Origin of the sequence: Pseudomonas sp. UV AK001 (assembly GCF_046097675.1) — a bacterium.
Classification (GTDB): Bacteria; Pseudomonadota; Gammaproteobacteria; order Pseudomonadales; family Pseudomonadaceae; genus Aquipseudomonas; species Aquipseudomonas kribbensis.
On sequence record NZ_JBJUVZ010000001.1, the window covers coordinates 60,789 to 83,777 of the forward strand.

Here is a 22,989-nt window from a genome sequence, read left to right on the forward strand (position 1 = left end):
CTTTTTTCTGCCCCTACATGTGGAAGGTTCCCGTGACTCAGAAGCCCGACCAGTGTCTTGGTGAATGGATCGACCGTGAAGCACTCGCAGAAGCGATGATTCCGCTTATCGGTCAGCTCTACCGCAATAACAATGTGGTGAGCTCGATCTATGGCCGCAGCCTGATCAACCAGTCTGTCATCGCGATTCTCAAAGCTCACCGCTTTGCTCGCCATCGTTCTTCCGACGATAGCGAACTCTCCGTCCACGAAACATTCCCTCTGCTGAAGGCCATGAGCGAGCTCAAGCTCGGCGCGGCTTCGGTGGATCTGGGCAAGTTGGCGTTCAAATTCCGCGCTGAAGGCAATGGCCGCACGGCCGAACAATTCGTTCGCGAAGAGTTGGCTGATGTTGTGGGTCAGCAAAACGCCTCCGCGCGTAAAGGCACTGATGTCGTGCTGTACGGCTTCGGTCGTATCGGCCGTCTGCTGGCGCGCATCCTGATCGAAAAAACCGGTGGTGGCGACGGCTTGCGTCTGCGCGCAATCGTCGTGCGCAAAGGCGCCGAGAACGATCTGGTCAAGCGTGCCAGCCTGCTGCGTCGTGACTCGGTTCACGGCCCGTTCGATGGCACTATCACCATCGACGAAGAAAACAACACCATCACCGCCAACGGCAACCTGATTCAGGTGATCTACGCCAAGAGCCCGAGCGAAGTCGACTACACCCAGTACGGCATCGAAAACGCGCTGATCGTAGACAATACCGGTGTATGGCGTGATGCCGACGGTCTGGGCCAGCACCTGGCCTGCCCGGGCGCTGCCCGCGTGATTCTCACCGCACCGGGTAAGGGCGCGCTGAAGAACATCGTTCACGGCATCAACCACGGCGACATCACTGCTGACGACAAGATCATCTCGGCGGCGTCCTGCACCACCAACGCCATCGTACCGGTGCTCAAGGCTGTCAACGACCAGTACGGCATCGTCAACGGGCACGTCGAAACCGTTCACTCGTTCACCAACGACCAGAACCTGATCGACAACTTCCACAAGGGCAGCCGTCGTGGCCGCGCCGCGCCGCTGAACATGGTTATCACCGAGACCGGTGCCGCCACTGCTGCTGCCAAGGCGCTGCCAGTGCTCAAGGGCAAGCTGACCGGCAACGCGATTCGCGTACCTACGCCGAACGTGTCGATGGCCATCCTGAACCTGAACCTGGAAAAGGCCACCACCCGCGAAGAAATCAACGAGTACCTGCGCCAGATGGCCATGCACTCGGATCTGCACAAGCAGATCGATTACGTCAGCTCGCAGGAAGTGGTTTCCACTGACTTCGTGGGCTCGCGTCACGCCGGTGTCGTGGATGCCGAGGCAACCATCACCCAAGACAACCGCGTTGTTCTGTATGTCTGGTACGACAACGAGTTCGGTTACAGCTGCCAGGTGGTTCGCGTGATGGAAGACATGGCCGGTGTAAACCCGCCAGCATTCCCGCGCTAAGCCTTAGCTGCAAATGAAAACGCCCCGACATTGTCGGGGCGTTTTTGTTTGTGCGCGATTTGGGTTAGCGAGGGATAGCGGCTTGTGCCGTGCGCAGTTCGTGCTTGTTGCCACGGAACAGCACCAAGGTTGCGACCAGGCCCAATACGGCTGCGCCACTGAGCCAGATCCCCGGTGCCGCCTTGTTGTCCAGCACATGGATCAGGTAAGTGCAGGCTGCTGGGGTGAAGCCACCGAAGGTCGCCGTGGCCAGGCTGTAGGCCAGCGAGAAACCGGTCGTACGCACTTCCACCGGCATGATTTCGGTCAGCGCCACCACCATCGCGCCGTTGTACGAGCCGTACAGGAACGACAGCCATAACTCGACGATCAGCAGATGGCTGAAGCTCGGGTTCGCCACCAGCCAGGACAGCGCCGGGTAAGCGGTCAGGATCGCCAGGATCGTCGCCCCCAGCAGCAGGGGTTTGCGTCCGATCTTGTCGGAAAGTGCACCCATTACCGGTAGCCAGAAGAAGTTCGACAGGCCGATGCACACCGTTACCAGCAATGCATCGAAGTCCGACAGGTGCAGTTCCGCCTTGCCGAAGGTCGGGGTGTAGGCAGTGATCAGGTAGAACGACACGGTGGTCATCACCACCAGCGCCATGCCGGCGAGGACGATGCCGAAGTTCTGACCGATCGAGCGAACGATTTCCTGCAGGGTGGGGCGATGTTTACGCGCCTGGAATTCCGGGGTTTCCTCCAGCGAGCGACGAATGACGAAGATCACCGGAACGATCATGCAGCCGATCAGGAACGGCACGCGCCAGCCCCAGTCGCCCATCTGGTCCGGGCTCAGCCAGTGGTTGAGTCCGACACCCAGCAGACCGGCGAACACCACGGCCGCCTGCTGGCTGGCGGACTGCCAACTGACGAAGAAGCCCTTGCGCCCTGGTGTGGCGATTTCCGCCAGGTACACCGACACGCCACCCAGTTCCACGCCGGCGGAGAAGCCTTGCAGCAGTCGGCCGAACAGCACGATCAGTGGCGCGGCGACACCGAGCGTGGCATAGCCCGGCACGCAGGCAATCAGCACGGTGCCGGCCGCCATCAGTGCGAGGGTAATGATCAGCCCCTGACGTCGCCCGTGTCGGTCAATGTAGGCGCCAAGGAAGATCGCCCCCAGCGGGCGCATCAAGAAGCCTGCGCCGAACGTGGCAAGCGAAAGCATCAGGGAGGCGAAAGCACTGTCGGTAGGGAAGAAGGTCTTGGCGATGGCCGTGGCGTAGAAGCCGTAGACCATGAAGTCGAACATCTCGAGAAAGTTGCCGCTGACAACGCGAAAAATCGCTTTGCCTTTGCCCGTGGAGGAGGACATGTTCAGGTACTCACTTTTTTGATTTTGTATGAAAGCGGTGCAGCCGTTTGGGAGCGAGCGGGCTCTGTGGCCATAATGGCCGGCGCGGTTTTGCTCGGAGATGAAGAATTGTTAACTGGACGGTTTGTGGTTTTCGTGGGTCTGCTCGGCGTTTTGTCCGGATGCGGCAACGGCGATTCCATGGAAAGGTTCGGCGGCCCGACCATGGGCAGCACGTATTCGATCAAGTACGTGCGTCGGGCCAATCTGCCTGCACCGCAGGAGGTCCGCGTCGAAGTGGAGAAGATCCTCACCGACGTGGATCAGCAAATGTCCACCTACCGCGCCGACTCCGATATTTCGCGTTTCAACGCATTGCCCGCCGATCGCTGTCAGACCATGCCTGCGCCGATCCTTGAATTGGTGCGGGTTGGCGAGCAGCTGTCACAACAAAGCGAAGGTTCCTACGATCTGACCGTAGAGCCGCTGCTCAATCTCTGGGGTTTCGGTCCACAAGGGCGTGAAGAAAAAGTCCCGAGTGCCGATGCGCTGGCCGAGGTGCAGAAGCGGGTGGGTTACCGGCATTTGCGTATCGATGGCGACCGGTTGTGCAAGGATGCGGCGGTCGAGGTCGATTTCAACAGCATCGCTGCCGGTTACGCGGTCGACACCATTGCCGCGCGACTCGACGCCATGGGGATTCACGACTATCTCGCCGAAGCCACCGGCGAATTAAAGGCGTCCGGGAAGAAGCTCGATGGCTCGTCCTGGCGCATTGCCCTGGAGGAGCCGCATGACGATCAGCAAGTAGCTGAGCGCGTCATTAATGTCGATGGCTATGGGCTTTCCACGTCCGGCGACTACCGCAACTATTTTCAGCAGGACGGAAGGCGTTATTCCCACACCTTCGATGCCCGCACCGGAGCGCCCGTCGTACACGACCTGGCGTCAGTCACGGTAATTCATCCTTCAGCCTTGATGGCTGATGGACTATCGACGCTGTTGCTGATTCTCGGCCCGGAAAAGGCCTGGGACTATGCCGAAAAACACGACATTGGTGCATTCTTTGTGATTCGTGCCGATACAGGTTTCGTCACCCGCACCAGTCCGGCGTTCGAACGCCTCAGTGGCGCAAAAAATTGACCCGGAACAATGCGAAAGCTGGCGTTGTAGTGCAGGCAAAAGTAGCCTACGACGCGACCAAGGGTTAATGTGCGCGGCGTTGACGCTTCTATAGACTGTGTCCGGGTTTTCAACTGGCCCCCAATTGTTCCTTCGCGCCGTCGTTCGGCGTGATTTAGCCGCCGGTGCTGCTGGCACCGCGGCCTGTTCTGAGGAGTACGCATGGCTGTCTACAACTACGACGTGGTGGTGCTGGGTTCCGGCCCGGCGGGAGAAGGCGCGGCAATGAACGCCGCCAAAGCAGGGCGCAAGGTGGCGATGGTCGACAGCCGTCGCCAGGTCGGCGGTAACTGCACCCACCTGGGCACCATCCCGTCCAAGGCCCTGCGTCACTCGGTGCGGCAGATCATGCAGTTCAACACCAATCCGATGTTCCGTGCGATCGGGGAGCCGCGCTGGTTCTCCTTCCCGGACGTGTTGAAGAGCGCCGAGAAAGTCATCTCCAAGCAAGTCGCCTCGCGTACCGGCTACTACGCCCGTAACCGCGTCGACGTGTTCTTCGGCACCGGCAGCTTCGCCGACGAGCAGACCATCGAAGTGGTGTGCGCCAACGGCGTGGTCGAGAAACTGGTGGCCAAGCACATCATCATCGCCACCGGTTCGCGCCCTTATCGCCCGGCGGACATCGATTTCCACCACCCGCGTATCTACGATAGCGACACCATCCTCAGCCTCGGCCACACGCCGCGCAAACTGATCGTTTACGGCGCCGGCGTGATCGGTTGCGAATACGCATCGATCTTCAGTGGTCTGGGCGTGCTCGTCGAACTGGTGGACAACCGCGGTCAGTTGCTGAGCTTCCTCGACTCGGAAATCTCCCAGGCGTTGAGCTACCACTTCAGCAACAACAACATCACCGTGCGTCATAACGAAGAGTATGACCGCGTCGAAGGTGTGGACAACGGTGTGATCCTGCACCTGAAGTCCGGCAAGAAGATCAAGGCCGACGCCTTGCTCTGGTGCAACGGCCGGACCGGCAACACCGATCAGTTGGGTCTGGAAAACATCGGCGTCAAGGTCAACAGCCGCGGCCAGATCGAAGTCGACGAGAATTACCGCACCTGCGTGCAGAACATCTATGGCGCCGGTGACGTGATCGGCTGGCCAAGCCTGGCCAGTGCCGCCCATGACCAGGGTCGCTCGGCGGCCGGCAGCATCGTCGACAATGGCAGCTGGCGTTTCGTGAATGACGTGCCGACCGGCATCTACACCATTCCGGAGATCAGCTCGATCGGCAAGAACGAGCAGGAACTGACCCAGGCCAAAGTGCCGTACGAAGTGGGCAAGGCGTTCTTCAAGAGCATGGCGCGGGCGCAGATCGCCGGCGAGCCGCAAGGCATGCTGAAGATCCTGTTCCACCGCGAAACCCTGCAGGTGCTGGGCGTTCACTGCTTCGGTTATCAGGCGTCGGAGATCGTGCACATCGGTCAGGCGATCATGAACCAGCCGGGTGAACTCAATACCCTGAAGTACTTCGTCAACACCACGTTCAACTACCCGACCATGGCCGAAGCCTATCGGGTAGCGGCGTACGACGGCCTCAACCGGCTTTTTTGACGGGCTCCGGCCGGTGGCCTGAGCCGGCCGGGGAGACCGATTTCAGCAATTCCCGAGGGTGGCAGTGGCCAAACCGGGAAAGTCTGTAATCAGGCTGTCAACGCCGAAGTCGGCGAGTCTGCGCATCAGCGCAGGCTCGTTGACGGTCCACACCGACACATGCAGCCCCTGACGCTGCGCCTTCTGCAGGCGTTCCGGCGTACACAGCGTCCAGTTCAGCGCCAGAATCTCACAGCCGTAGCTTGCCGCAACCTTCAGCGGGTCGAGCCAGGCATATTCGGCCACCAGACCCCGTGACACGTCCGGTACCAGATCCAGCGCCGCTTTCAACACTTCCCGCGAACTCGAGGTAATCGTCACCTTGTCGAGCAGCCCGTGCCTGACCGCCATTTCGCGAATGGCCAGAACGGTGGTGGCAGCGCGGGTGCGTGAAGCGCTTTTGACTTCGAGCTGCCAGTGATCGAAATCACATTTCTCGAACAGTTCTTCCAGGGTCGGAATCGGGCACGGTTTGATCCAGCCGGGGCCGCCCTTGCGGGCGTCGTAGGTCACCAGATCGGCGGCGGTGTGCTCGACCACCTTGCCACGGCGCTCGGTGGTCCGCTTGAGGGTCGGGTCGTGGATGACCATCAGCTCGCCGTCCTTGGACAGGTGCAGATCCAGTTCGCAACGGCGTACGCCGTGCTTGAGACATTCCTGAAAGCTGGTCAGGGTGTTTTCCGGTGCTTCGCCCTTGGCGCCGCGGTGGCCGTAGATAAGGGTCACGGTTCTTCCTTAATTAAATGCCTGATTCGTTCTGTTCGCGGGCCAGGCGTCGTTCCTGGGCCTGCTTTTGCAAGATATAGCGGGCGAGCAACTGGCGCTGGGCATCGGTCAAGTGTTCGAACTCGGTGCCGATGTCGTAGCCGTCGCCCTTGCGGTCGCAGTGGGTGACCCGGGCGCGCAGCAGCAGGCCGTGGGCCTGTGGCATCAACACCATTTTTACCGACAGGCGCGAGCCGGCGGCTATCGGTGTCGGGTTCTGGAAGTCGACACCGCCCTCGGAAATGATCACCGGTTGCGGCTCGCCGATCTGTCCCAGTGCGGTCAGGGCGATGACCTGGCTGAGCAGGTCGATGCGCTTGTTCTGGGATTTCAGGAATGCCGCGATGGCACGGTCGCGCTCGTTGATCTGTCGCAACAGGTGCTGAGATTCGAATTCGCTCAGGTGCAGTTCACTGAGCACGTTGAATAACGGGGAAGCATCCTGCAACACTTCCTGGCCTGCGGCTTCAGCAGCGGACAGGGGCCGAATTTCCAGTGCGATCGAATCCTCGATACGGTAGTATTCGCGGCGATCTTCTTCATCTAATGTCGACATGGCGAACCCATGGTAGCGGCGGTGGTCTGAGTGTAAAGCTGGTTATCGACCCCCGCCACAAGGACGTTCCTTTTCCCTCCGAACAAGCCCCGACATGTTCAGACCTCTCTTCGTATTTATCGGCACGCGTTACACCCGTGCAAAGCGTCGCAATCATTTTGTGTCGTTCATTTCCCTGACTTCGATGATCGGGCTCGCCCTTGGCGTGGTCGTGATGATCGTGGTGCTGTCGGTGATGAACGGCTTCGATCATGAGATGCGCACCCGCGTGCTGGGCATGGTGCCCCACGCGACCATCGAATCCGGTGAAGCCATCAGCGACTGGCCGAGCCTGGCCGCCAAGGTCAAGCAGAACCCGCAGGTGGCGGCCGTCGCGCCGTTCACCCAGATGCAGGGGCTGCTGACCAACAACGGCCAGGTGTCCAAGGTGTTGCTCAATGCCATCGATCCGGCGCTGGAACGCAACGTCTCGATCATCGACAACTTCATGAAGCAGGGCAAACTCGACGATCTGACGCCGGGCAGCTTCGGCATCGTCATCGGCGACAAGGCCGCGACCAAGCTCGGCGTGGGCATCGGTGACAAGATCACCTTCGTCGCGCCGGAGGTCAGCGTGACCCCGGCCGGGATGTTCCCGCGCATGAAACGCTTCACCGTGGTCGGCATCTTTCATGTCGGCGCCGGTGAACTGGACGGATACCTGGGCGTCACCAACCTGCAGGATCTGGCGAAGATGCACCGCTGGAAGCCTGATCAGGTGCAGGGGCTGCGCCTGAAGTTCGACGATCTGTTCCAGGCACCGCGTGAAGCGTGGAACATCGCCCAGCGCCTCGGCGAAGACCATTACTACGCCCGCGACTGGACCCGTACCCACGGCAACCTGTATCAGGCGATCCGCATGGAAAAAGCCATGATCGGCCTGCTGTTGCTGCTGATCGTCGCGGTTGCCGCGTTCAACATCATTTCCACACTGGTGATGGTGGTGAACGACAAGAAAGGCGACATCGCCATCCTGCGCACGCTGGGCGCCACGCCGGGCACGATCATGCGCACGTTCATGGTGCAGGGCACGGTGATCGGCGTGGTCGGTACGGCCATCGGCGCCGTGGTCGGAATCCTGGCGGCGCTCAATGTCAGCGCGGCGATTTCGGCACTCGAAGGCTTGATCGGGCACAAGTTCCTCAACGCCGACGTGTATTTCATCGATTACCTGCCATCGCAGGTGCAGAGCCAGGATGTGATCATGGTCTGTGCCGCTGCGTTGGTCCTGAGTTTCCTCGCCACCCTGTATCCAGCCTGGCGTGCCGCACGCACCCAGCCGGCGGAGGCGCTACGTTATGAGTGAGTCGGGCATGAGTGAAAAAGCAATCCTGAGCTGCCGCAACCTGGGCAAGTCCTACGAGGAAGGCCCGGAGTCGGTGGAAGTGCTGGCCAACCTGCAACTGGAGTTGCACCCGGGCGAACGCGTGGCGATCGTCGGCAAATCCGGTTCGGGCAAAAGTACCTTGCTCAACCTGCTGGGCGGTCTCGATACGCCGACCAAGGGCAGTGTCTGGCTCGACGGTGAAGAGCTGTCGGCGCTGAGCGAGAAGAAGCGCGGCCTGCTGCGTAACCGTGCCCTTGGCTTCGTGTACCAGTTCCACCACCTGCTGCCGGAATTCACCGCGCTGGAAAACGTCTGCATGCCGCTGCTGATCGGCAAGACCGCAATCCCCGAGGCGCGTCAGCGGGCCACGGCGTTGCTGGAGCGAGTGGGTCTGGGCCATCGCCTGGAACACAAACCAGCCGAGCTGTCCGGTGGCGAACGCCAGCGCGTGGCCATCGCCCGCGCTCTGGTAAACAACCCGGGCCTGGTGATGCTCGACGAGCCGACCGGCAATCTCGACTCCCACACCGCCGAAGGCATTCAGGACCTGATGCTGGAACTCAGCACCTCGATGCGCACGGCGTTCCTGGTGGTGACTCACGACATGAACCTGGCTCGCCAGATGGACCGCGTCCTGCAACTGCAGGAAGGTTGCCTGACCCCCATCTGACGGCTTGAAACCCGATGCCTGAAAAGGCGTCGGGTCTTTTATTTTTATACGGTGTCCCAGCGAATGTTCAGACCGTTATCGATCTTTATCGGCACGCGCTATACCCGCGCCAAGCGCCGCAATCGCTTTGTTTCATTCATTTCGATGACCTCGATGATCGGTCTCGCCCTCGGCGTGCTGGCGATGATCGTGGTGCTGTCGGTGATGAACGGTTTCCAGCGTGAAATGAGCTCGCGCATCCTCGGCATGGTGCCTCACGCGACCATCGTCGGCGTCAAGCCGATCGATGACTGGCAGCCAGTGGCCGCTGCCGCTATGAAAAACCCTGAAGTGACCGCCGCCGTGCCGTTCACCGAGATGGAAGGCATGCTGTCCTACAAGGGCATGATGCAGCCGATCCAGATCAGTGGCGTCGACCCGGCCCAGGAAGGCAAGGTGTCGATCGTGGCCCAGCACATTGTTCAGGGCCGTCTCGATGCCTTGAAGCCGGGGGAGTTCGGCGTGGTGCTGGGTGAAATCACGGCCCGGCGTTTCCGCCTGAACGTCGGCGACAAGATCACCCTGATCGTGCCGGAGGTCAGCACTGCACCGGGCGGCATCACCCCGCGCATGCAACGTCTGAATGTGGTCGGCATCTTCAAGGTCGGCGCCGAACTAGACGGTTCCATGGGCCTGATCCATGTGGCCGACGCCGCGACGATGCAGCACTGGGAGCCGAATCAGGTGCAGAGTGTGCGTCTGGCGGTGAAGGACCTGTATGCCGCGCCGAAGGTTTCGTCCGACATCGCCACCGGCCTTGGCTCTGATTTCAAGGCTGACGACTGGACCCACACCCAGGGCAGCCTGTTCAGTGCGATGAAAATGGAAAAGACCATGATCGGCCTGTTGCTGTTGATGATCGTCGCGGTGGCGGCGTTCAACATCATCGCGACCCTGATCATGGTGGTGAACGACAAGGGTGCGGACATCGCGATCCTGCGCACCATCGGCGCCACACCACGGCAGATCATGGCGATCTTCATGGTGCAGGGCACGGTGATCGGCATCGTCGGCACTATCATTGGTGGCGTGCTGGGCGTGATTGCTGCGCTGAACGTCAGTGAGATGGTGGGCTGGGTCGAGCGAGTGACCGGGCAGCACATCTTCAGTTCCGACGTGTATTTCGTCAGCAACCTGCCCTCGGAATTGCAGGGCGGCGACGTGCTGCTGATCTGCTCGGCAGGCTTCATCCTCAGCTTCCTGGCCACGGTTTACCCGGCCTGGCGGGCGGCGAAGATCGAACCGGCGCACGCGTTGCGTTACTCGTAAGTTCACCCATTGAGGCCGGCATTGCCGGCCTCAATCGTTTTGCGGCAACTCAATCACAAACCGCGTCCAGCCCTGAGCCGATTCGCAATGAATCTGCCCGCCATGGGCCCTGATGATCGACTGAGTGATCGCCAGCCCCAACCCGGCATGTTCGCTGCTGCCTTCCTGACGTGCCGGATCAGCCCGGTAAAAGCGGTCGAACAAACGCGGCAACAACTCCGAAGAAATCCCCTCGCCACTGTTCTCGACGGTCACTCTCAAGAATTTCGCCTGCTCGGCTATTTGCACGCGCACATCGCCTGCTGGCGGCGTGAAGCGCAATGCGTTATCCAGCAGATTCGACAGTGCCCGGCGCAGCATCGCGCGGTCACCTTCAAACCGACCTTCACCGTCACGGCTCAGGCTGACCTGAGCGTCTTCGGCCAGCGGTGCGAAAAACTCCAGCAATGCATCGGCTTCTTCCGCCAGTTCCAGCGGTTCGCGCTTGGGCACCAGCAATCCGTGGTCGGCCTTGGCCAGATAAAGCATGTCGTTGACCAGTTGCGCCATCCATTGCAACTCTTCGAGGTTGCTGTGCAGAGCTTCGCGATAATCTTCGAGTGGGCGAGGGCGGGTGAGGGTGACCTGTGTGTGGGTCAGCAGGTTCGACAGCGGGGTGCGCAGTTCATGGGCGATGTCGGCGGAGAATGCCGAGAGACGCTGAAAAGAATCATCGAGACGTCCAAGCATGGCGTTGAAGCTGTGGGCCAGTTCCGAGAGTTCCGCAGGCATCTGCGCTTCCGGGAGTCGGGCATTCAGCGATTGGGCCGAAATCCCGCGTGCCACGGCGCCCATGCGGCGCAACGGACGCAAACCGCTGCGTGCCGCCCAGGCGCCCAACAGTGCGGTGGCCAGCGCCGAAAGACCGACGGTCAGCCAGATCAGATGCTGCATGCGTTGCAGGAAGTGCTGGTGATGGGTGATGTCCAGCAGCAAGGTCAATTGCGCGGAGTCAGGCTTTTCCGGCTGTAGCGGGGCGTTGAGCAGGCGATAGTCGGTGCCGTTGTCGTTGATGGTGGCCAGGCCGGGCTGCTGCGGCAGGTTCGCCGGCATTTGCAGGGAACGGCCGAACCAGCGCCGCCCCTCGCGGCCGCTTATGCGTAACGAGACATCGCCTTGTTGGCTCAACTCATCGGTGATATGTGCGGCATCGCTGCCACTCAGCAACGTCTGACGCACATTGATCAGCTTGCTTTCGAGCAATTGCTGATCGAGTTCAATGAAGTGCGCCTCACTGGCCCGATTGAAAACCACGCCCGCCACCAGCGAAACCGTCGCGGTGCACGCGGCGAACAGCAACGCCAGCCGACTGCCGAGTGACAGGCGGCGCATCAGACAGGACGCTCTTCAAGCACGTAACCCATGCCACGCACGGTGTGGATCAGTTTGTCGGGAAATTCGTCGTCGATTTTCAGGCGCAGGCGGCGGATCGCCACTTCGATCACATTGGTGTCGCTGTCGAAGTTCATGTCCCAGACCTGCGAGGCGATCAGGGATTTGGGCAGCACTTCGCCCTGGCGGCGCAGGAGCATTTCCAGCAGGGCGAACTCTTTCGCCGTGAGGTCGATGCGCTGGCCGCTGCGTTCGACGCGGCGGCGAATCAGGTCCAGGCGCAAGTCGGCCAGTTGCAGGCAGGTTTCCTGAGGCGCGGTGCTGCCGCGGCGCAACAGACTACGCACTCGGGCCAGCAGTTCGGAGAAGGCAAACGGCTTGACCAGATAATCGTCGGCACCCAGTTCGAGGCCGTGAACCCGGTCTTCCACGGTGTCCTTGGCGGTCAGAAACAGGATCGGCGTTTCCAGCCCGGCACTGCGTACTGCTTGCAGAATCTGCCAGCCATTGCGCCCGGGCAGCATCACGTCGAGGATCAGCAGGGCGTAGTCACCGCTCAACGCCAGTTGTTGCCCGGTGTTGCCGTCCGCCACCAGTTCAGTGTTGAAACCGGCCTCGGTCAGGCCCTGGCGCAGGTAGTGGCCGGTTTTCGGTTGGTCTTCGACGATCAGCAGTTTCATGGGCAACTCGGGGTTGTAGGATCGAAAGCTTTATACCGTGGGACATTGTCACAAGCGCCAACCTGACAAAGTTGTAATCTGCCTGTCAGGTAGCTGCCAGCGCGGGCGGGCTAGAGTTTCCCACAGGCTGAACCTTTTCTTGTTGGAGTATGACTATGTTTTTGCGCAACCCTCTGGCCATCGCCGTCTGTTTGCTGGCGCTGAGTTCATCCGTCTGGGCCGACCCTGCGCACACGTATGACTTCGGCCAGCCGGCCCCGGCCGCCAAAGCCAGCCGCAGCATTGAAGTGGTGATGGGCGACATGTCGTTCGATCCGAAGGCCATCGACATCAAGGCCGGTGAGACCATTCGTTTTGTTTTGGTGAATAAAGGCCAGTTGTTGCACGAATTCAACCTCGGCGATGCAGCGATGCATGCCAAACACCAGCAGGAAATGCTGCAGATGCAGCAAAGCGGCATGCTGACGCCGACCGGCATGAAAGAAATGTCCCACGACATGGCGGGGATGGATCATGCGTCGATGGGGCACGTCATGAAGCACGACGACCCTAACAGCGTACTGGTCGAACCCGGCAAGACCGCCGAGTTGACCTGGACCTTCAGCAAGGCGACCAGCCTGGAGTTTGCCTGCAACATTCCCGGGCATTACCAGGCCGGAATGGTCGGCAAACTGACTGTCAGTCAGTAAGCACTCAAAGGCGGGAGCAAAGGCTGATAGAATCCGCTGATTCTTCAGTCAGGTTTCCGCCATGCATCCCGCAGCCGAACATTCGCCGCTGGGCAAGTCCAGCGAATACATCGCCACGTACACACCGTCCCTGCTGTTCCCGATTCCTCGCACCGCGAAGTGGGCCGAGTTGGGCCTGACCGCCGAGACCCTGCCGTATAAAGGCGTGGATTTCTGGAACTGCTTCGAACTGTCGTGGCTGCTGCCGTCGGGCAAACCGGTGGTGGCGATCGGCGAGTTCAGCATTCCGGCGGACTCGCCGAACATTATCGAGTCCAAGTCGTTCAAGCTGTACCTGAACTCGTTGAACCAGACCCCGTTCGCCGATACAGCGAGCCTGGAAGCGACGCTGGTCAAGGACTTGTCCGCCGCTGCCGGCAAGCCGGTGGGCGTACGGGTTCGCAGCCTGAAAGAGGTTGAAGCCGAAGGCGTGGTTGCGCTGCCGGGCGTGTGCATCGACGATCTGGATATCAGCGTCAGCAACTACGAACATCCGCGTCCCGAGCTGCTGCGTTGCGACGATTCGCGGATGGTGGAGGAGAGCGTGCACAGTCATCTGCTCAAATCCAACTGCCCGGTGACCAGCCAGCCGGACTGGGGCAGCGTGGTGGTGGAATACCGTGGTGCGGCGCTGGATCACGCCAGTCTGCTGGAATACATTGTCAGCTTCCGCCAGCATTCGGACTTCCACGAGCAATGCGTTGAGCGGATTTTCCTCGACCTGCAGCGTTTGCTGAAACCGGAAAAACTCACGGTGTTTGCACGTTATGTGCGCCGGGGCGGGCTGGACATCAACCCGTACCGCAGCACTGAAAGCGTGCAGTTGCCGAACCATCGTCTGGTTCGTCAGTAACCCGCAACGCGGACATGAAAAAGCCCTGCCATCACTGGCAGGGCTTTTTTGCATTTGCGGGTTTCAGATTCCCATGCTGACCAGGGAATTCACAATGTTGCGCAGGGTGCCGGCGATGGTGGGGTGTTCGAGTTCGAAACGTTCGACGGCCAGGTTCACGCCGTCGGCGAGATTGGAATCCTGTGTCTTGGTTTCCAGTTCAAGTTCCAGTTCGATCTGTTGCATCAGTGCGTGCAGGTCTGCGCGCTCGGCTTCCGACAGCGGCGGATTCTGATCCAGTTGCTCGCGCAGGGTGTTGAGCTGTTCTTGCAGTTCGCGGGCGGGCATGGTGTTTTCCTTTTATCGAGAGGCACTGGCATAGACCGCAGCCGTGCGCCAAAGGTCTATGGCTCTCCTTAAGACTAATCCACTCTGCTGCAACCTGCATGATCCGGGTCAGGGCTTTTCGCCTTTGAGACGGCGCAGGCTGATGTCGGCCAGGCAGGTGTCGAGTTCGCCCAGATGATCGATCACCGAGTGCACGCCCAGGCCGAACAGTTGCACGGTGGCCTTGCCGCGCAGTTGTTCGCGTTCTTTCTGGCTGAGGGCGTGCCATTCACTCGGGGCCAGGCCGCAGAGTGAACCGCAGGAGGCCAGGCCAATGGTCCACAGGCCGGCATTCAGGCCTGATTGCAGTAATCGCGGTTCGCCGCTGACCAGCACGCAGCCGTCCAGGCGATCGACATTCAACGTCATCAGGGCTTGCCAGCAGGCATTCGGTGCCGGCCAGGGATTGTGTGTTGCCGAATGTTGCGAAGGTTTGATCCAGCCCGGCAATCCGGATGCAAGCACCTGGGTGAGGGCAGGGGGCAAATCATCGAGCCAGGCGCAGGGGATCAGCTGGCGCTGCAGGCTGTGCAGGCTGTCGAGTGCGCCCGGTGTGGCGTCGGCGTGCTCGGTGCCGGGGCTGGCGTGATGACGGGCACGGGCGCCGAAGTCCACCAGGCAACCGCTGAGCCCGAACAGCACGGCTGTCAGGTTGGGGGCTGAAAGGGGCAAGGCTTCGGCTTGAGGCATGGAAAACGTCCCTGAAATAGAAGTCAGGCTAAGCATGGCCGGTGACAGTTGGATGACAAGTGCGTGACGATGCGTCCTACAGAGGTGTTCTCGCCGGAAATGCCTAAAACCTTGTTTCCGTCTTATACTGCACCTCTTATGACCGTGGCCCGCATGCCGCGTATGTACAATCCAAGGAGTTTTTCTATGCGCTGGAGCAACCCTCTCGCTCAGCTTTGTGTATGCGCCAGCGTGATGCTGGTTCCGTTCGTTGCCCAGGCGGCAACGGAAGAAGACCCTTGGGAAAGCGTCAACCGTCCGATCTTCCAGTTCAACGACTTTGTTGATACCTACGCGCTGAAGCCTCTTGCGCAGGGCTACGAATATGTAACGCCGCAATTCCTGGAAGACGGCATCCACAACATGTTCCGCAACGTCGGTGACATCACCAACCTGGCGAACAACATCCTGCAGGCCAAACCGGCCGCTGCCGGTGTCGACACCGCGCGTCTGATCTTCAACACCACCTTCGGCCTGCTGGGCTTCTTCGATGTGGGCACCAAGATGGGCCTGCAGCGCAGCGACGAAGACTTCGGCCAGACTCTCGGCTACTGGGGCGTCAGCAGCGGTCCGTACGTGATGCTGCCGTTGCTCGGCCCGAGCACTCTGCGTGATGCACCGTCCAAGTACGTGGATACCTACACCGCACCGTACCGCTACATGAACGACATCCCGGCGCGTAACACCATCTACGGCCTGAACATCGTCGACACCCGCGCCAGCCTGCTGTCCAGCGAGAAGCTGATCAGCGGCGACAAGTACACCTTCATCCGCAATGCCTACCTGCAGAACCGCGAGTTCAAGGTCAAGGACGGTCACGTCGAAGACGATTTCTGATTTCGACTTGTGAGCCCCGAAAAGGCGACCGAAAGGTCGCCTTTTTTTGTCCGCGCGTCCTTCCATTGAGTTACGGTTTCGAACGTTCTTATAACTCTCTGTGATTTGACAAACAAAGTCGTCAAGTGACGATCCGCGCATGCTTGAAACGCTCGAAGGATGGGAGTACCGTCTGCGCCTTAGAAGGGCACCTCTGGTGCATCCGTGTGCGGGGCAAACGCTCCGAAGCGGTGCAGCAGAGAGGCTAGAAAGCGAATCCAGTAGTCTGCGCCGGGCCTTTGCCCCGCCTGCTACGCCAACCTAATTCTGGCGCCGTTTGCCCACATGCCAAAAACCAGTGCCACGCTGCTGATAATCGATGATGACGAAGTAGTGCGCGCGAGCCTCGCGGCCTATTTGGAAGACAGTGGTTTCAGCGTCTTGCAGGCCAGTAACGGCCAGCAGGGTCTCCAGGTATTCGAGCAAGACAAGCCCGACTTGGTCATCTGCGATCTGCGCATGCCGCAGATGGGCGGTCTCGAACTCATTCGTCAGGTCACCGAGCGGTCACCACAGACGCCTGTGATCGTGGTTTCCGGTGCCGGCGTGATGAACGACGCGGTCGAGGCCCTGCGCCTGGGCGCGGCGGATTACCTGATCAAGCCTCTCGAAGATCTGGCCGTGCTCGAGCACTCCGTGCGCCGGGCCCTGGATCGTGCGCGTCTGCTGCTGGAAAACCAGCGCTACCGCGAGAAGCTGGAAAAGGCCAACCGTGAGCTCGAAGCCAGCCTGAACCTGCTCCAGGAAGACCAGAACGCCGGTCGCCAGGTGCAGATGAACATGCTGCCGGAAAGCCCCTGGACCATCGACGCGTTCAAGTTCGCCCACCAGATCATCCCGTCGTTGTACCTGTCGGGTGATTTTGTCGACTATTTCCGGGTGGACGAGCGGCGGGTCGCGTTCTATCTGGCGGACGTGTCGGGGCATGGCGCCTCTTCAGCGTTCGTCACGGTGCTGCTGAAGTTCATGACCACGCGCCTGCTGTTCGAGTCCAAGCGCAACGGCACCTTGCCGGAATTCAAGCCTTCGGAAGTCCTTGGTCATATCAACCGGGGGCTGATCAGTTGTAAGCTGGGTAAACACGTCACAATGGTCGGTGGAGTCATCGACGAGGAGACCGGTTTGTTGACCTATAGCATCGGCGGCCATCTGCCGTTGCCTGTGTTGTACACGCCTGACAGTGTTCGCTACCTCGAGGGGCGCGGTCTGCCCGTAGGACTTTTCAACGAAGCCACCTACGAAGACCACGTGCTCGAGCTGCCACCGACATTCAGCCTGACGCTGATGTCTGATGGCATTCTGGATCTTTTGCCAGAACCCACACTCAAAGAGAAAGAAGCTGCCTTGCCCCAACGGGTCAAGTCGGCGGGCGGCAGCCTGGATGGCCTGCGGCAGGTTTTTGGATTGGCCACGCTAGGGGAGATGCCGGATGATATCGCCTTGTTGGTGTTGAGCAGGAATCTTTAATGAGTACCGGTAGAATCCAGTTCGCCGAGCAGGATGGCACCTTCGTCCTGAAATTCGTCGGTGAAGTTCGCCTGACCCTGTGTTCGGCGTTGGATGCGACTATTGAAAAGATCTTCACCGCGCTGAATTTCAACGCGATCGTGATCGATCTGACCGAAACCCGCAGCATCGACAGCACAACGCTGGGCCTGCTGGCCAAGCTGTCGATCCTGTCGCGGCAAAAGGTCGGCCTGCTGCCGACCGTGGTCACCACCCACGACGACATCACCCGTCTGTTGCAATCGATGGGGTTCGAGCAGGTGTTCAATATCGTCAACCATCCCGTGCCTTGCCCGGAATGCCTCGATGACCTGCCGGATCAGGATCAGTCGGAGGAAGTCGTGCGGATCAAGGTGCTGGAAGCGCACAAGATTCTCATGGGCCTGAACGATTCCAACCGCGAAGCCTTCCATGATCTGGTGAATGCCCTCGAAAGGCATTGATTTCCCAGCCATCAGGCACAAAAAAGGGCGAACCTGTGAGGGTTCGCCCTTTTGCGTTTGCCGTCAGCCCGTTACAGCTTGGCTTGCAGCAGCGCCTCGAGTTTTTCCTGGTCGCGGGCAAACTGACGGATGCCTTCGGCCAGTTTCTCGGTGGCCATCGCGTCTTCGTTGGACAACCAGCGGAATTGCGATTCGTTGAGGCTCAGGCGTGCTTCGCCGGCGTGACCCGGGGCCAGTTTGCGCTCCAGCTTGCCGGTGTCTGCCGCCAGCTTGTCGATCAGGTCCGGGCTGATGGTCAGGCGGTCGCAGCCAGCCAGTTGCTCGATCTGATTGAGGTTACGGAAGCTCGCGCCCATGACCACGGTCTTGTAGTCGTTAGCCTTGTAGTAGTTGTAGATGCGCGTCACCGACTGTACGCCCGGATCATCGGCGCCGGTGTAGTCGTTGCCGTTGGCCTTCTTGTACCAGTCGTAGATGCGGCCCACGAACGGCGAAATCAGGAACACGCCGGCATCGGCGCAAGCAGCGGCCTGAGCGAAGGAGAACAGCAGGGTCAGGTTGGTCTGGATGCCTTCCTTCTCCAGCACTTCGGCGGCACGGATGCCTTCCCAGGTGGAGGCAATCTTGATCAGCACACGGTCGCGGCCGACGCCGGCCTTGTCGTACAACTCGATCAGACGGTGCGCACGCTTGAGCATCGCGTCCTTGTCGAACGACAGGCGGGCATCCACTTCGGTGGAAATGCGGCCCGGGATCACTTTGAGGATTTCCTGACCTACCGCGACGCCGAAACGGTCGCTGGCCAGGCCGACATCGCCCTTGCAGTCGTGAACGGCGGCATTCAGCAGCTCGGCATAGGCCGGAATGGCCGCCGCCTTGAGCAGCAGGGAAGGGTTGGTAGTGGCGTCGACCGGCTTGACCCGGGCAATCGCTTCGAAGTCGCCGGTGTCGGCAACCACGGTGGTGAACTGTTTGAGTTGTTCCAGCTTGGAAGTCATGAGCGTGCTCTGTCCTATGGGTCTGACGACATTACCCGAGCGCTGACAGCCACTCAAGGGCATGTGGATGTATCGTTAGCCCCGCAGGCAACAACCTGAAAACGGCTGTTTGAACGGGCGGGGCGCAGTATCGATAGATACGATGCCAAATCGCAGCACAGGTTCAAAGCAACTGACTGATGAAGTATGAGCGCTACTCCGAGTCCAACTGCGTTCTGGCGGCCGCTTCTGCCGGTTTCGGTTGCCCGCTTGCGGTCTGCAAGCCGAAATTCTTTTCCCGGTCATTGCTACCTGAATCACTGTTCTTCCATTCATAAATCGACGTCAGCGGAATTTGCAGCCGTTTCACATCGGCGATGAACGCCGCGACTTTGGTGGCCTGTCCGTCGGGACCGCCGTTGGAGGCCAATGCCGAAATCCCCCATTCGCTGATGACGCCCGGCAGGTGGAAGTTCTGCTGGATGAAGGTCTGCGCATTGCCGATCTGCGTCGCCGTCATGCCATAGGGATGGTAGGAAATGGCGCTCAGGCACTTGGGATACGTACCGAGAATGCTGTTCAGCGCCACGGTCGAGACCGAACCTGCGCTCGGTGGCCGGGCGAAACCGAAACCGATGACGGGAGTGGTAGTGGGATTGACTTGCAGCGCCTTGCACATCGCGCTCATGAACGGCGCAAACGTGGTGCTGAAATTGCCCGTGGGCCAGTACGTGTTCAGATCGGGTTCATTCCAGATTTCAATCGCGACCAGTTGAGAGCCGTAGGTCTGCTCCAGACTGGTGACTGCGCTGGCAAACGCCGTGCCGGCGGTGGTGGGGTCTGTCGACAGCGGTTTGATGGCGCGCACCGTCATCAGCACCGGCAACCCGGCGGATCCGGCGGCGGCAAACGCGTCGTTGAGCTGTTTCTGATAGGTCTTGTCGCCCAGGCTGTCGCTCCACGCGCCCAGGCGCACGAAACTGAAGCCTGCCGCCTTGATCTGCGCGGCATCGGCGGCGGAAAAATTCTGGACTTTGACCTGGATGCCGACCGTTCGGTGGGGCAGTGCGGGGAACAACTCGCTGGCATCAACCTGAGCCGTTGTGCCGAACAACAAAAGAGAAAGGGCGCCGAGACGTTTGAGATGTGCTGCTTTCATGTCTGCTCTCCTGATGAGAAATGACATCTAGCCAATGTTTATCTCGTTACTTTCATGCGATGCCGAAAAGGTCGAAAAGTGCACGAATGTTATTTTTTGTCGGAAAACGTTCAGCGAAAGAAGCGCCGAAAATCACAGTTATTTTTAGTCCGGTAATTCTGGTTGGGTGACTTTTGGACCCCGTGGTACTTAATGCACCGGTACTAACAGGCGAAACTGTTTCCGAGTGCAGGAAAGTCCTGTGGATTCATTTAAGTCCACGGGACATGTTGGCCGATTGACATTACACGGGAAAGTAAACCTTGTTCAAAAAGATCCTTGTCGTCTGCGTCGGCAATATCTGCCGAAGTCCGACAGCAGAACTGTTGCTGCGTAACGCACTGGCGCCCTCGACCATCACGGTCGCCTCCGCAGGCTTGTCCGCAAGGGTCGGCGAGTCCATGGAGGCAACGGCCCGCAAGGTGCTGGAAGACCGTGGGCAATGCGCCGAAGGCTTCAAGGCGCGGCAACTGACAGCGGACATCGTCAATGAATCAGACCTGATTCTGGTCATGGAAAAAGAGCATGTAAAACAAGTACTGAAGATTGCCTCTCACGCCAGGGGCAAAGTGTTTCTTCTCGGCAAGTGGCAGAACGAACGAGAAATACAGGATCCGTATCGTCAAGGGCAGGCCGCTTTTATTCATGCCCATGCATTGATTGAAGATGCTGTTGGCTCCTGGGCACAGCGCCTCGGGCATTGATGAATATTCTTCAGAACAGTGAATGGTAAGAAAGACTTATGCAGTTACCGTCAGTAGTCGGCACCCGTGACAACGATCAAGACAGTATTGATCTTCTCGGCATATTCGGCAGTTTGATCGACCAGAAATGGTTGATCGGCGCCTTCACCGGCGCGTTCATGATGACCGGCGTCGCCTATGCGATTCTGGCCACGCCGGTGTATCTGGCCAACGCGCTGGTGCAGGTCGAGCCGAAGAAGAACGACATGCTCGGCTTCTCCGACCTCAACAGCATGCTGGGCGGTCAGTCGCCGTCCGTGACCGAGATCGGCATCATCAAGTCCCGCGCGGTGATCGGCAAGACCGTCGACGATCTGCGCCTGGACATTGACGTCACGCCCAATACTTTCCCGGTGATTGGCGGCTTTCTCTCGCGCCGCTATCGCGGTGAAACCGAACTCAGCGTCGCGCCGCCACGTTTCGGGCTGAGCAGCTACGCGTGGGGCGGCGAGCGTCTGGAGTTCGCCCGGCTCGATCTGCCCAAGGAACTGCTGGGCAAAAAACTCAGCCTGATCGCCGGCGAGCAGCAGCGCTTCCAGTTGTTCGACGACAACGACAATCTGCTGGCAGAAGGCACTGCCGGTGAAGCCTTCGCACGGGATGGCGTAGAAGGGCAGATCACGCAGCTGCTGGCCAATCCCGGTACCCGATTCGAAGTGGTGCGCTACCCACGGATCGTGACCATTCAGGGCTATCAGGACGCGCTGGATATTTCCGAACAGGGCAAGGAGTCGGGAATCATCCGTCTGGCCCTGGCCAGCACCGACGCCGCCGAAGCGGTAAAGATCCTCAACAAGATCGCCTCCCTGTACGTGGACCAGAACGTACGCCGCACCTCGGCCGAAGCCGCGCAGAGCCTGGCTTTCCTGCAAAGCCAGTTGCCGCAGGTCAAACGCGACCTGGCCAAGGCCAGCGATGCGCTCAATGCCTACCAGACGCGCGGCAAGACCGTGAACATCTCCCTGGAAACCCAATCGGTGCTCGGCCAGTCCGTCGCCCTCGAAACGCGGATTTCCGAGCTGAAAATGCAGCAGGCGGAAATGGACCGCAAGTTCACCAGACAGCATCCGGCCTATCGGGCACTGATGACCCAGATCGGTGAACTGACCCAGCAACAGAAGTCCCTGGAAGGCAAGGTTGGCGACCTGCCGGCCACGCAACAGGAACTGCTCAACCTGACCCGCGATGTCGAAGTGGCTTCGCAGATCTACACCCAGTTGCTGAACAAGTCCCAGGAACTGGACATCATCCGCGCCGGCGCGGTGGGCAATGTGCGTCTGGTGGACTCGGCGGATGTCGACCTGACCAGTCCGGTCAAACCGAAGAAAGCCCTGATCGTGCTGATTGCGACCTTCCTCGGTGCCTTCGTCGGCGTCGCCCTGGTGTTGTTACGCAAGTCCCTGAGCAAGGGCCTGGAAGGGCCGGAAGCCATCGAGCAGCTCGGCTTGCCGGTCTACGCATCGATCCCTTACAGCGCCCTGCAACAGGAAGAGGACACCAAGAAAGTCCGCGCCAAAGTCACGGCGGATACACCAGCGTATCTGCTGGCCTTGCGCAATCCGACGGACCTGTCCATCGAGTCGATCCGCAGCCTGCGCACCTGCCTGCATTTCGCGGCGCTGGATTCGACCAACAACCGCATCATGATTTCCGGCCCGAGCCCGCAGGTCGGCAAGACGTTCGTTTCTTCCAACCTCGCGGCGGTCATGGCCCAGAGCGGCCAGCGCGTGGTGTTGATCGATGCCGACATGCGCAAGGGGCATCTGCACAAGACGCTGAACACACCGATCACCAACGGTTTGTCGGACCTGCTGGTCAAGCGCTGCACCCTGGAGCAGGCGATCAACAAGGTCGAAGTCGACAACTTGCATTTCATCAGCCGGGGCCAGGTGCCGCCCAATCCTTCCGAACTCTTGATGCACGCCAATTTCCGCGAGCTGCTGGCGGAACTCAGCGAGCGCTACGACGTGGTGATCATCGATACACCACCGCTGCTGGCGGTAACGGACGCGGCGATTGTCGGCCGTGAAGCGGGCATCAGCCTGATCGTCGCGCGCTTCGGGGTGAACCCGGCCAAAGAAGTCGAACTGACGATTCGCCGCTTCGCCCAGAACGGCATCGAGTTGAAAGGCGCGGTGTTCAACGGCGTCGAGAAGCGTGCGGCCAGTTACTACGGCAACGGCGGCTACGGCTATTACAACTACGAATACGCGTCCGACAAATCCTGAGTTTCAGCGATTGTTCTTACAGGCAACAAAG

General features: G+C 59.9%; 22 protein-coding genes. 13 read left to right on the forward strand and 9 right to left on the reverse strand.

What is annotated here, in order from left to right; all coding sequences use genetic code 11:
* The first annotated feature begins 17 nt into the window (after positions 1 to 17).
* The gene (locus ACKLNA_RS00245) at positions 18 to 1,481 is read left to right on the forward strand and encodes a glyceraldehyde-3-phosphate dehydrogenase (protein ID WP_085713147.1); all 1,464 of its coding nucleotides are present in this window, start codon (positions 18 to 20) and stop codon (positions 1,479 to 1,481) included.
* Positions 1,482 to 1,545: 64 nt separating this feature from the next.
* Here ACKLNA_RS00245 and ACKLNA_RS00250 read toward each other — a convergent pair whose 3' ends face one another.
* Positions 1,546 to 2,838: an MFS transporter gene (locus ACKLNA_RS00250; protein ID WP_085713148.1), complete on the reverse strand. Its 1,293-nt coding sequence runs from the start codon at positions 2,836 to 2,838 to the stop codon at positions 1,546 to 1,548.
* Between the two features lie 75 nt (positions 2,839 to 2,913).
* Between ACKLNA_RS00250 and ACKLNA_RS00255 the strand changes: the two genes are divergently transcribed.
* Positions 2,914 to 3,960, forward strand: a complete 1,047-nt coding sequence (locus ACKLNA_RS00255) for an FAD:protein FMN transferase (protein WP_408985535.1) — start codon at positions 2,914 to 2,916, stop codon at positions 3,958 to 3,960.
* Between the two features lie 201 nt (positions 3,961 to 4,161).
* Positions 4,162 to 5,556 (forward strand): Si-specific NAD(P)(+) transhydrogenase, encoded by a 1,395-nt coding sequence (gene sthA / locus ACKLNA_RS00260; RefSeq protein ID WP_065260713.1) that lies wholly within the window; start codon positions 4,162 to 4,164, stop codon positions 5,554 to 5,556.
* A 42-nt stretch (positions 5,557 to 5,598) separates the two neighbouring features.
* On the opposite strand, the gene ACKLNA_RS00265 is transcribed toward sthA, so the two are convergent.
* Positions 5,599 to 6,321 (reverse strand): glycerophosphodiester phosphodiesterase, encoded by a 723-nt coding sequence (locus ACKLNA_RS00265; protein WP_085713151.1) that lies wholly within the window; start codon positions 6,319 to 6,321, stop codon positions 5,599 to 5,601.
* A gap of 13 nt (positions 6,322 to 6,334) precedes the next feature.
* A complete protein-coding gene (locus ACKLNA_RS00270; protein ID WP_085713152.1) occupies positions 6,335 to 6,916 on the reverse strand; it encodes a PilZ domain-containing protein in 582 nt (193 codons plus the stop codon).
* A 94-nt stretch (positions 6,917 to 7,010) separates the two neighbouring features.
* Here ACKLNA_RS00270 and ACKLNA_RS00275 point away from each other — a divergent pair, with 94 nt between their 5' ends.
* From ACKLNA_RS00275 to ACKLNA_RS00285, 3 genes are all read left to right on the forward strand, one after another.
* The gene (locus ACKLNA_RS00275) at positions 7,011 to 8,261 is read left to right on the forward strand and encodes a lipoprotein-releasing ABC transporter permease subunit (RefSeq protein WP_085713153.1); all 1,251 of its coding nucleotides are present in this window, start codon (positions 7,011 to 7,013) and stop codon (positions 8,259 to 8,261) included.
* A 7-nt stretch (positions 8,262 to 8,268) separates the two neighbouring features.
* The gene (gene lolD, locus ACKLNA_RS00280) at positions 8,269 to 8,952 is read left to right on the forward strand and encodes a lipoprotein-releasing ABC transporter ATP-binding protein LolD (RefSeq protein WP_167443782.1); all 684 of its coding nucleotides are present in this window, start codon (positions 8,269 to 8,271) and stop codon (positions 8,950 to 8,952) included.
* Positions 8,953 to 9,015: 63 nt separating this feature from the next.
* The gene (locus tag ACKLNA_RS00285) at positions 9,016 to 10,260 is read left to right on the forward strand and encodes a lipoprotein-releasing ABC transporter permease subunit (RefSeq protein WP_408984482.1); all 1,245 of its coding nucleotides are present in this window, start codon (positions 9,016 to 9,018) and stop codon (positions 10,258 to 10,260) included.
* Positions 10,261 to 10,290: 30 nt separating this feature from the next.
* Here the strand turns inward: ACKLNA_RS00285 and ACKLNA_RS00290 are convergent, their stop codons facing one another.
* On the reverse strand, positions 10,291 to 11,631 hold the full coding sequence (locus tag ACKLNA_RS00290; RefSeq protein ID WP_408984483.1) for a heavy metal sensor histidine kinase: 1,341 nt from the start codon (positions 11,629 to 11,631) through the stop codon (positions 10,291 to 10,293).
* A complete protein-coding gene (locus tag ACKLNA_RS00295) occupies positions 11,631 to 12,311 on the reverse strand; it encodes a heavy metal response regulator transcription factor (protein ID WP_408984484.1) in 681 nt (226 codons plus the stop codon). Before ACKLNA_RS00295 ends, ACKLNA_RS00290 begins: the two co-directional genes overlap by 1 nt.
* A 155-nt stretch (positions 12,312 to 12,466) precedes the next feature.
* Here ACKLNA_RS00295 and ACKLNA_RS00300 point away from each other — a divergent pair, with 155 nt between their 5' ends.
* On the forward strand, positions 12,467 to 13,000 hold the full coding sequence (locus ACKLNA_RS00300) for a plastocyanin/azurin family copper-binding protein (RefSeq protein WP_408984485.1): 534 nt from the start codon (positions 12,467 to 12,469) through the stop codon (positions 12,998 to 13,000).
* A gap of 61 nt (positions 13,001 to 13,061) precedes the next feature.
* Positions 13,062 to 13,892, forward strand: coding sequence for an NADPH-dependent 7-cyano-7-deazaguanine reductase QueF (gene queF / locus ACKLNA_RS00305; protein WP_408984486.1), 831 nt, complete (start codon positions 13,062 to 13,064; stop codon positions 13,890 to 13,892).
* Between the two features lie 63 nt (positions 13,893 to 13,955).
* On the opposite strand, the gene ACKLNA_RS00310 is transcribed toward queF, so the two are convergent.
* Both ACKLNA_RS00310 and ACKLNA_RS00315 read right to left on the reverse strand, forming a co-directional pair.
* Positions 13,956 to 14,219 (reverse strand): DUF4404 family protein, encoded by a 264-nt coding sequence (locus tag ACKLNA_RS00310; RefSeq protein ID WP_085713160.1) that lies wholly within the window; start codon positions 14,217 to 14,219, stop codon positions 13,956 to 13,958.
* A gap of 108 nt (positions 14,220 to 14,327) precedes the next feature.
* On the reverse strand, positions 14,328 to 14,948 hold the full coding sequence (locus ACKLNA_RS00315) for an HAD family phosphatase (RefSeq protein ID WP_408984487.1): 621 nt from the start codon (positions 14,946 to 14,948) through the stop codon (positions 14,328 to 14,330).
* Between the two features lie 186 nt (positions 14,949 to 15,134).
* Between ACKLNA_RS00315 and ACKLNA_RS00320 the strand changes: the two genes are divergently transcribed.
* The 3 genes from ACKLNA_RS00320 to rssC all read left to right on the forward strand — a co-directional run bounded on the left by ACKLNA_RS00320 (position 15,135) and on the right by rssC (position 17,812).
* A complete protein-coding gene (locus ACKLNA_RS00320; RefSeq protein WP_085713162.1) occupies positions 15,135 to 15,824 on the forward strand; it encodes a VacJ family lipoprotein in 690 nt (229 codons plus the stop codon).
* Between the two features lie 324 nt (positions 15,825 to 16,148).
* Positions 16,149 to 17,330, forward strand: coding sequence for a two-component system response regulator RssB (rssB, locus tag ACKLNA_RS00325; RefSeq protein WP_085713163.1), 1,182 nt, complete (start codon positions 16,149 to 16,151; stop codon positions 17,328 to 17,330).
* Complete coding sequence (gene rssC / locus ACKLNA_RS00330; RefSeq protein WP_042560140.1) at positions 17,330 to 17,812, forward strand: anti-sigma factor antagonist RssC; 483 nt, start codon at positions 17,330 to 17,332, stop codon at positions 17,810 to 17,812. The genes rssB and rssC overlap by 1 nt, the downstream gene beginning before the upstream one ends.
* A gap of 71 nt (positions 17,813 to 17,883) precedes the next feature.
* Here the strand turns inward: rssC and tal are convergent, their stop codons facing one another.
* Positions 17,884 to 18,810, reverse strand: a complete 927-nt coding sequence (tal, locus tag ACKLNA_RS00335; RefSeq protein ID WP_305836429.1) for a transaldolase — start codon at positions 18,808 to 18,810, stop codon at positions 17,884 to 17,886.
* Between the two features lie 193 nt (positions 18,811 to 19,003).
* Positions 19,004 to 19,948 (reverse strand): glycosyl hydrolase family 5, encoded by a 945-nt coding sequence (locus tag ACKLNA_RS00340; protein ID WP_408984488.1) that lies wholly within the window; start codon positions 19,946 to 19,948, stop codon positions 19,004 to 19,006.
* Positions 19,949 to 20,250: 302 nt separating this feature from the next.
* Here ACKLNA_RS00340 and ACKLNA_RS00345 point away from each other — a divergent pair, with 302 nt between their 5' ends.
* Both ACKLNA_RS00345 and ACKLNA_RS00350 read left to right on the forward strand, forming a co-directional pair.
* Positions 20,251 to 20,691 (forward strand): low molecular weight protein-tyrosine-phosphatase, encoded by a 441-nt coding sequence (locus tag ACKLNA_RS00345; RefSeq protein WP_085713166.1) that lies wholly within the window; start codon positions 20,251 to 20,253, stop codon positions 20,689 to 20,691.
* 38 nt (positions 20,692 to 20,729) lie between these two features.
* Positions 20,730 to 22,958, forward strand: a complete 2,229-nt coding sequence (locus tag ACKLNA_RS00350) for a polysaccharide biosynthesis tyrosine autokinase (RefSeq protein WP_408984489.1) — start codon at positions 20,730 to 20,732, stop codon at positions 22,956 to 22,958.
* Positions 22,959 to 22,989: the final 31 nt, after the last annotated feature.

Excerpts from the sequence above, each read along its gene's own strand:
- ACKLNA_RS00245 (WP_085713147.1), top strand. The coding sequence starts at position 18 with ATGTGGAAGGTTCCCGTGACTCAGAAGCCCGACCAGTGTCTTGGTGAA.
- ACKLNA_RS00250 (WP_085713148.1), bottom strand. The coding sequence starts at position 2,838 with ATGTCCTCCTCCACGGGCAAAGGCAAAGCGATTTTTCGCGTTGTCAGC.
- ACKLNA_RS00255 (WP_408985535.1), top strand. The coding sequence starts at position 2,914 with ATGGCCGGCGCGGTTTTGCTCGGAGATGAAGAATTGTTAACTGGACGG.
- sthA (WP_065260713.1), top strand. The coding sequence starts at position 4,162 with ATGGCTGTCTACAACTACGACGTGGTGGTGCTGGGTTCCGGCCCGGCG.
- ACKLNA_RS00270 (WP_085713152.1), bottom strand. The coding sequence starts at position 6,916 with ATGTCGACATTAGATGAAGAAGATCGCCGCGAATACTACCGTATCGAG.
- ACKLNA_RS00275 (WP_085713153.1), top strand. The coding sequence starts at position 7,011 with ATGTTCAGACCTCTCTTCGTATTTATCGGCACGCGTTACACCCGTGCA.
- lolD (WP_167443782.1), top strand. The coding sequence starts at position 8,269 with ATGAGTGAAAAAGCAATCCTGAGCTGCCGCAACCTGGGCAAGTCCTAC.
- ACKLNA_RS00285 (WP_408984482.1), top strand. The coding sequence starts at position 9,016 with ATGTTCAGACCGTTATCGATCTTTATCGGCACGCGCTATACCCGCGCC.
- ACKLNA_RS00290 (WP_408984483.1), bottom strand. The coding sequence starts at position 11,631 with ATGCGCCGCCTGTCACTCGGCAGTCGGCTGGCGTTGCTGTTCGCCGCG.
- ACKLNA_RS00295 (WP_408984484.1), bottom strand. The coding sequence starts at position 12,311 with ATGAAACTGCTGATCGTCGAAGACCAACCGAAAACCGGCCACTACCTG.
- ACKLNA_RS00300 (WP_408984485.1), top strand. The coding sequence starts at position 12,467 with ATGTTTTTGCGCAACCCTCTGGCCATCGCCGTCTGTTTGCTGGCGCTG.
- queF (WP_408984486.1), top strand. The coding sequence starts at position 13,062 with ATGCATCCCGCAGCCGAACATTCGCCGCTGGGCAAGTCCAGCGAATAC.
- ACKLNA_RS00310 (WP_085713160.1), bottom strand. The coding sequence starts at position 14,219 with ATGCCCGCCCGCGAACTGCAAGAACAGCTCAACACCCTGCGCGAGCAA.
- ACKLNA_RS00315 (WP_408984487.1), bottom strand. The coding sequence starts at position 14,948 with ATGCCTCAAGCCGAAGCCTTGCCCCTTTCAGCCCCCAACCTGACAGCC.
- ACKLNA_RS00320 (WP_085713162.1), top strand. The coding sequence starts at position 15,135 with ATGCGCTGGAGCAACCCTCTCGCTCAGCTTTGTGTATGCGCCAGCGTG.
- rssB (WP_085713163.1), top strand. The coding sequence starts at position 16,149 with ATGCCAAAAACCAGTGCCACGCTGCTGATAATCGATGATGACGAAGTA.
- rssC (WP_042560140.1), top strand. The coding sequence starts at position 17,330 with ATGAGTACCGGTAGAATCCAGTTCGCCGAGCAGGATGGCACCTTCGTC.
- tal (WP_305836429.1), bottom strand. The coding sequence starts at position 18,810 with ATGACTTCCAAGCTGGAACAACTCAAACAGTTCACCACCGTGGTTGCC.
- ACKLNA_RS00340 (WP_408984488.1), bottom strand. The coding sequence starts at position 19,948 with ATGAAAGCAGCACATCTCAAACGTCTCGGCGCCCTTTCTCTTTTGTTG.
- ACKLNA_RS00350 (WP_408984489.1), top strand. The coding sequence starts at position 20,730 with ATGCAGTTACCGTCAGTAGTCGGCACCCGTGACAACGATCAAGACAGT.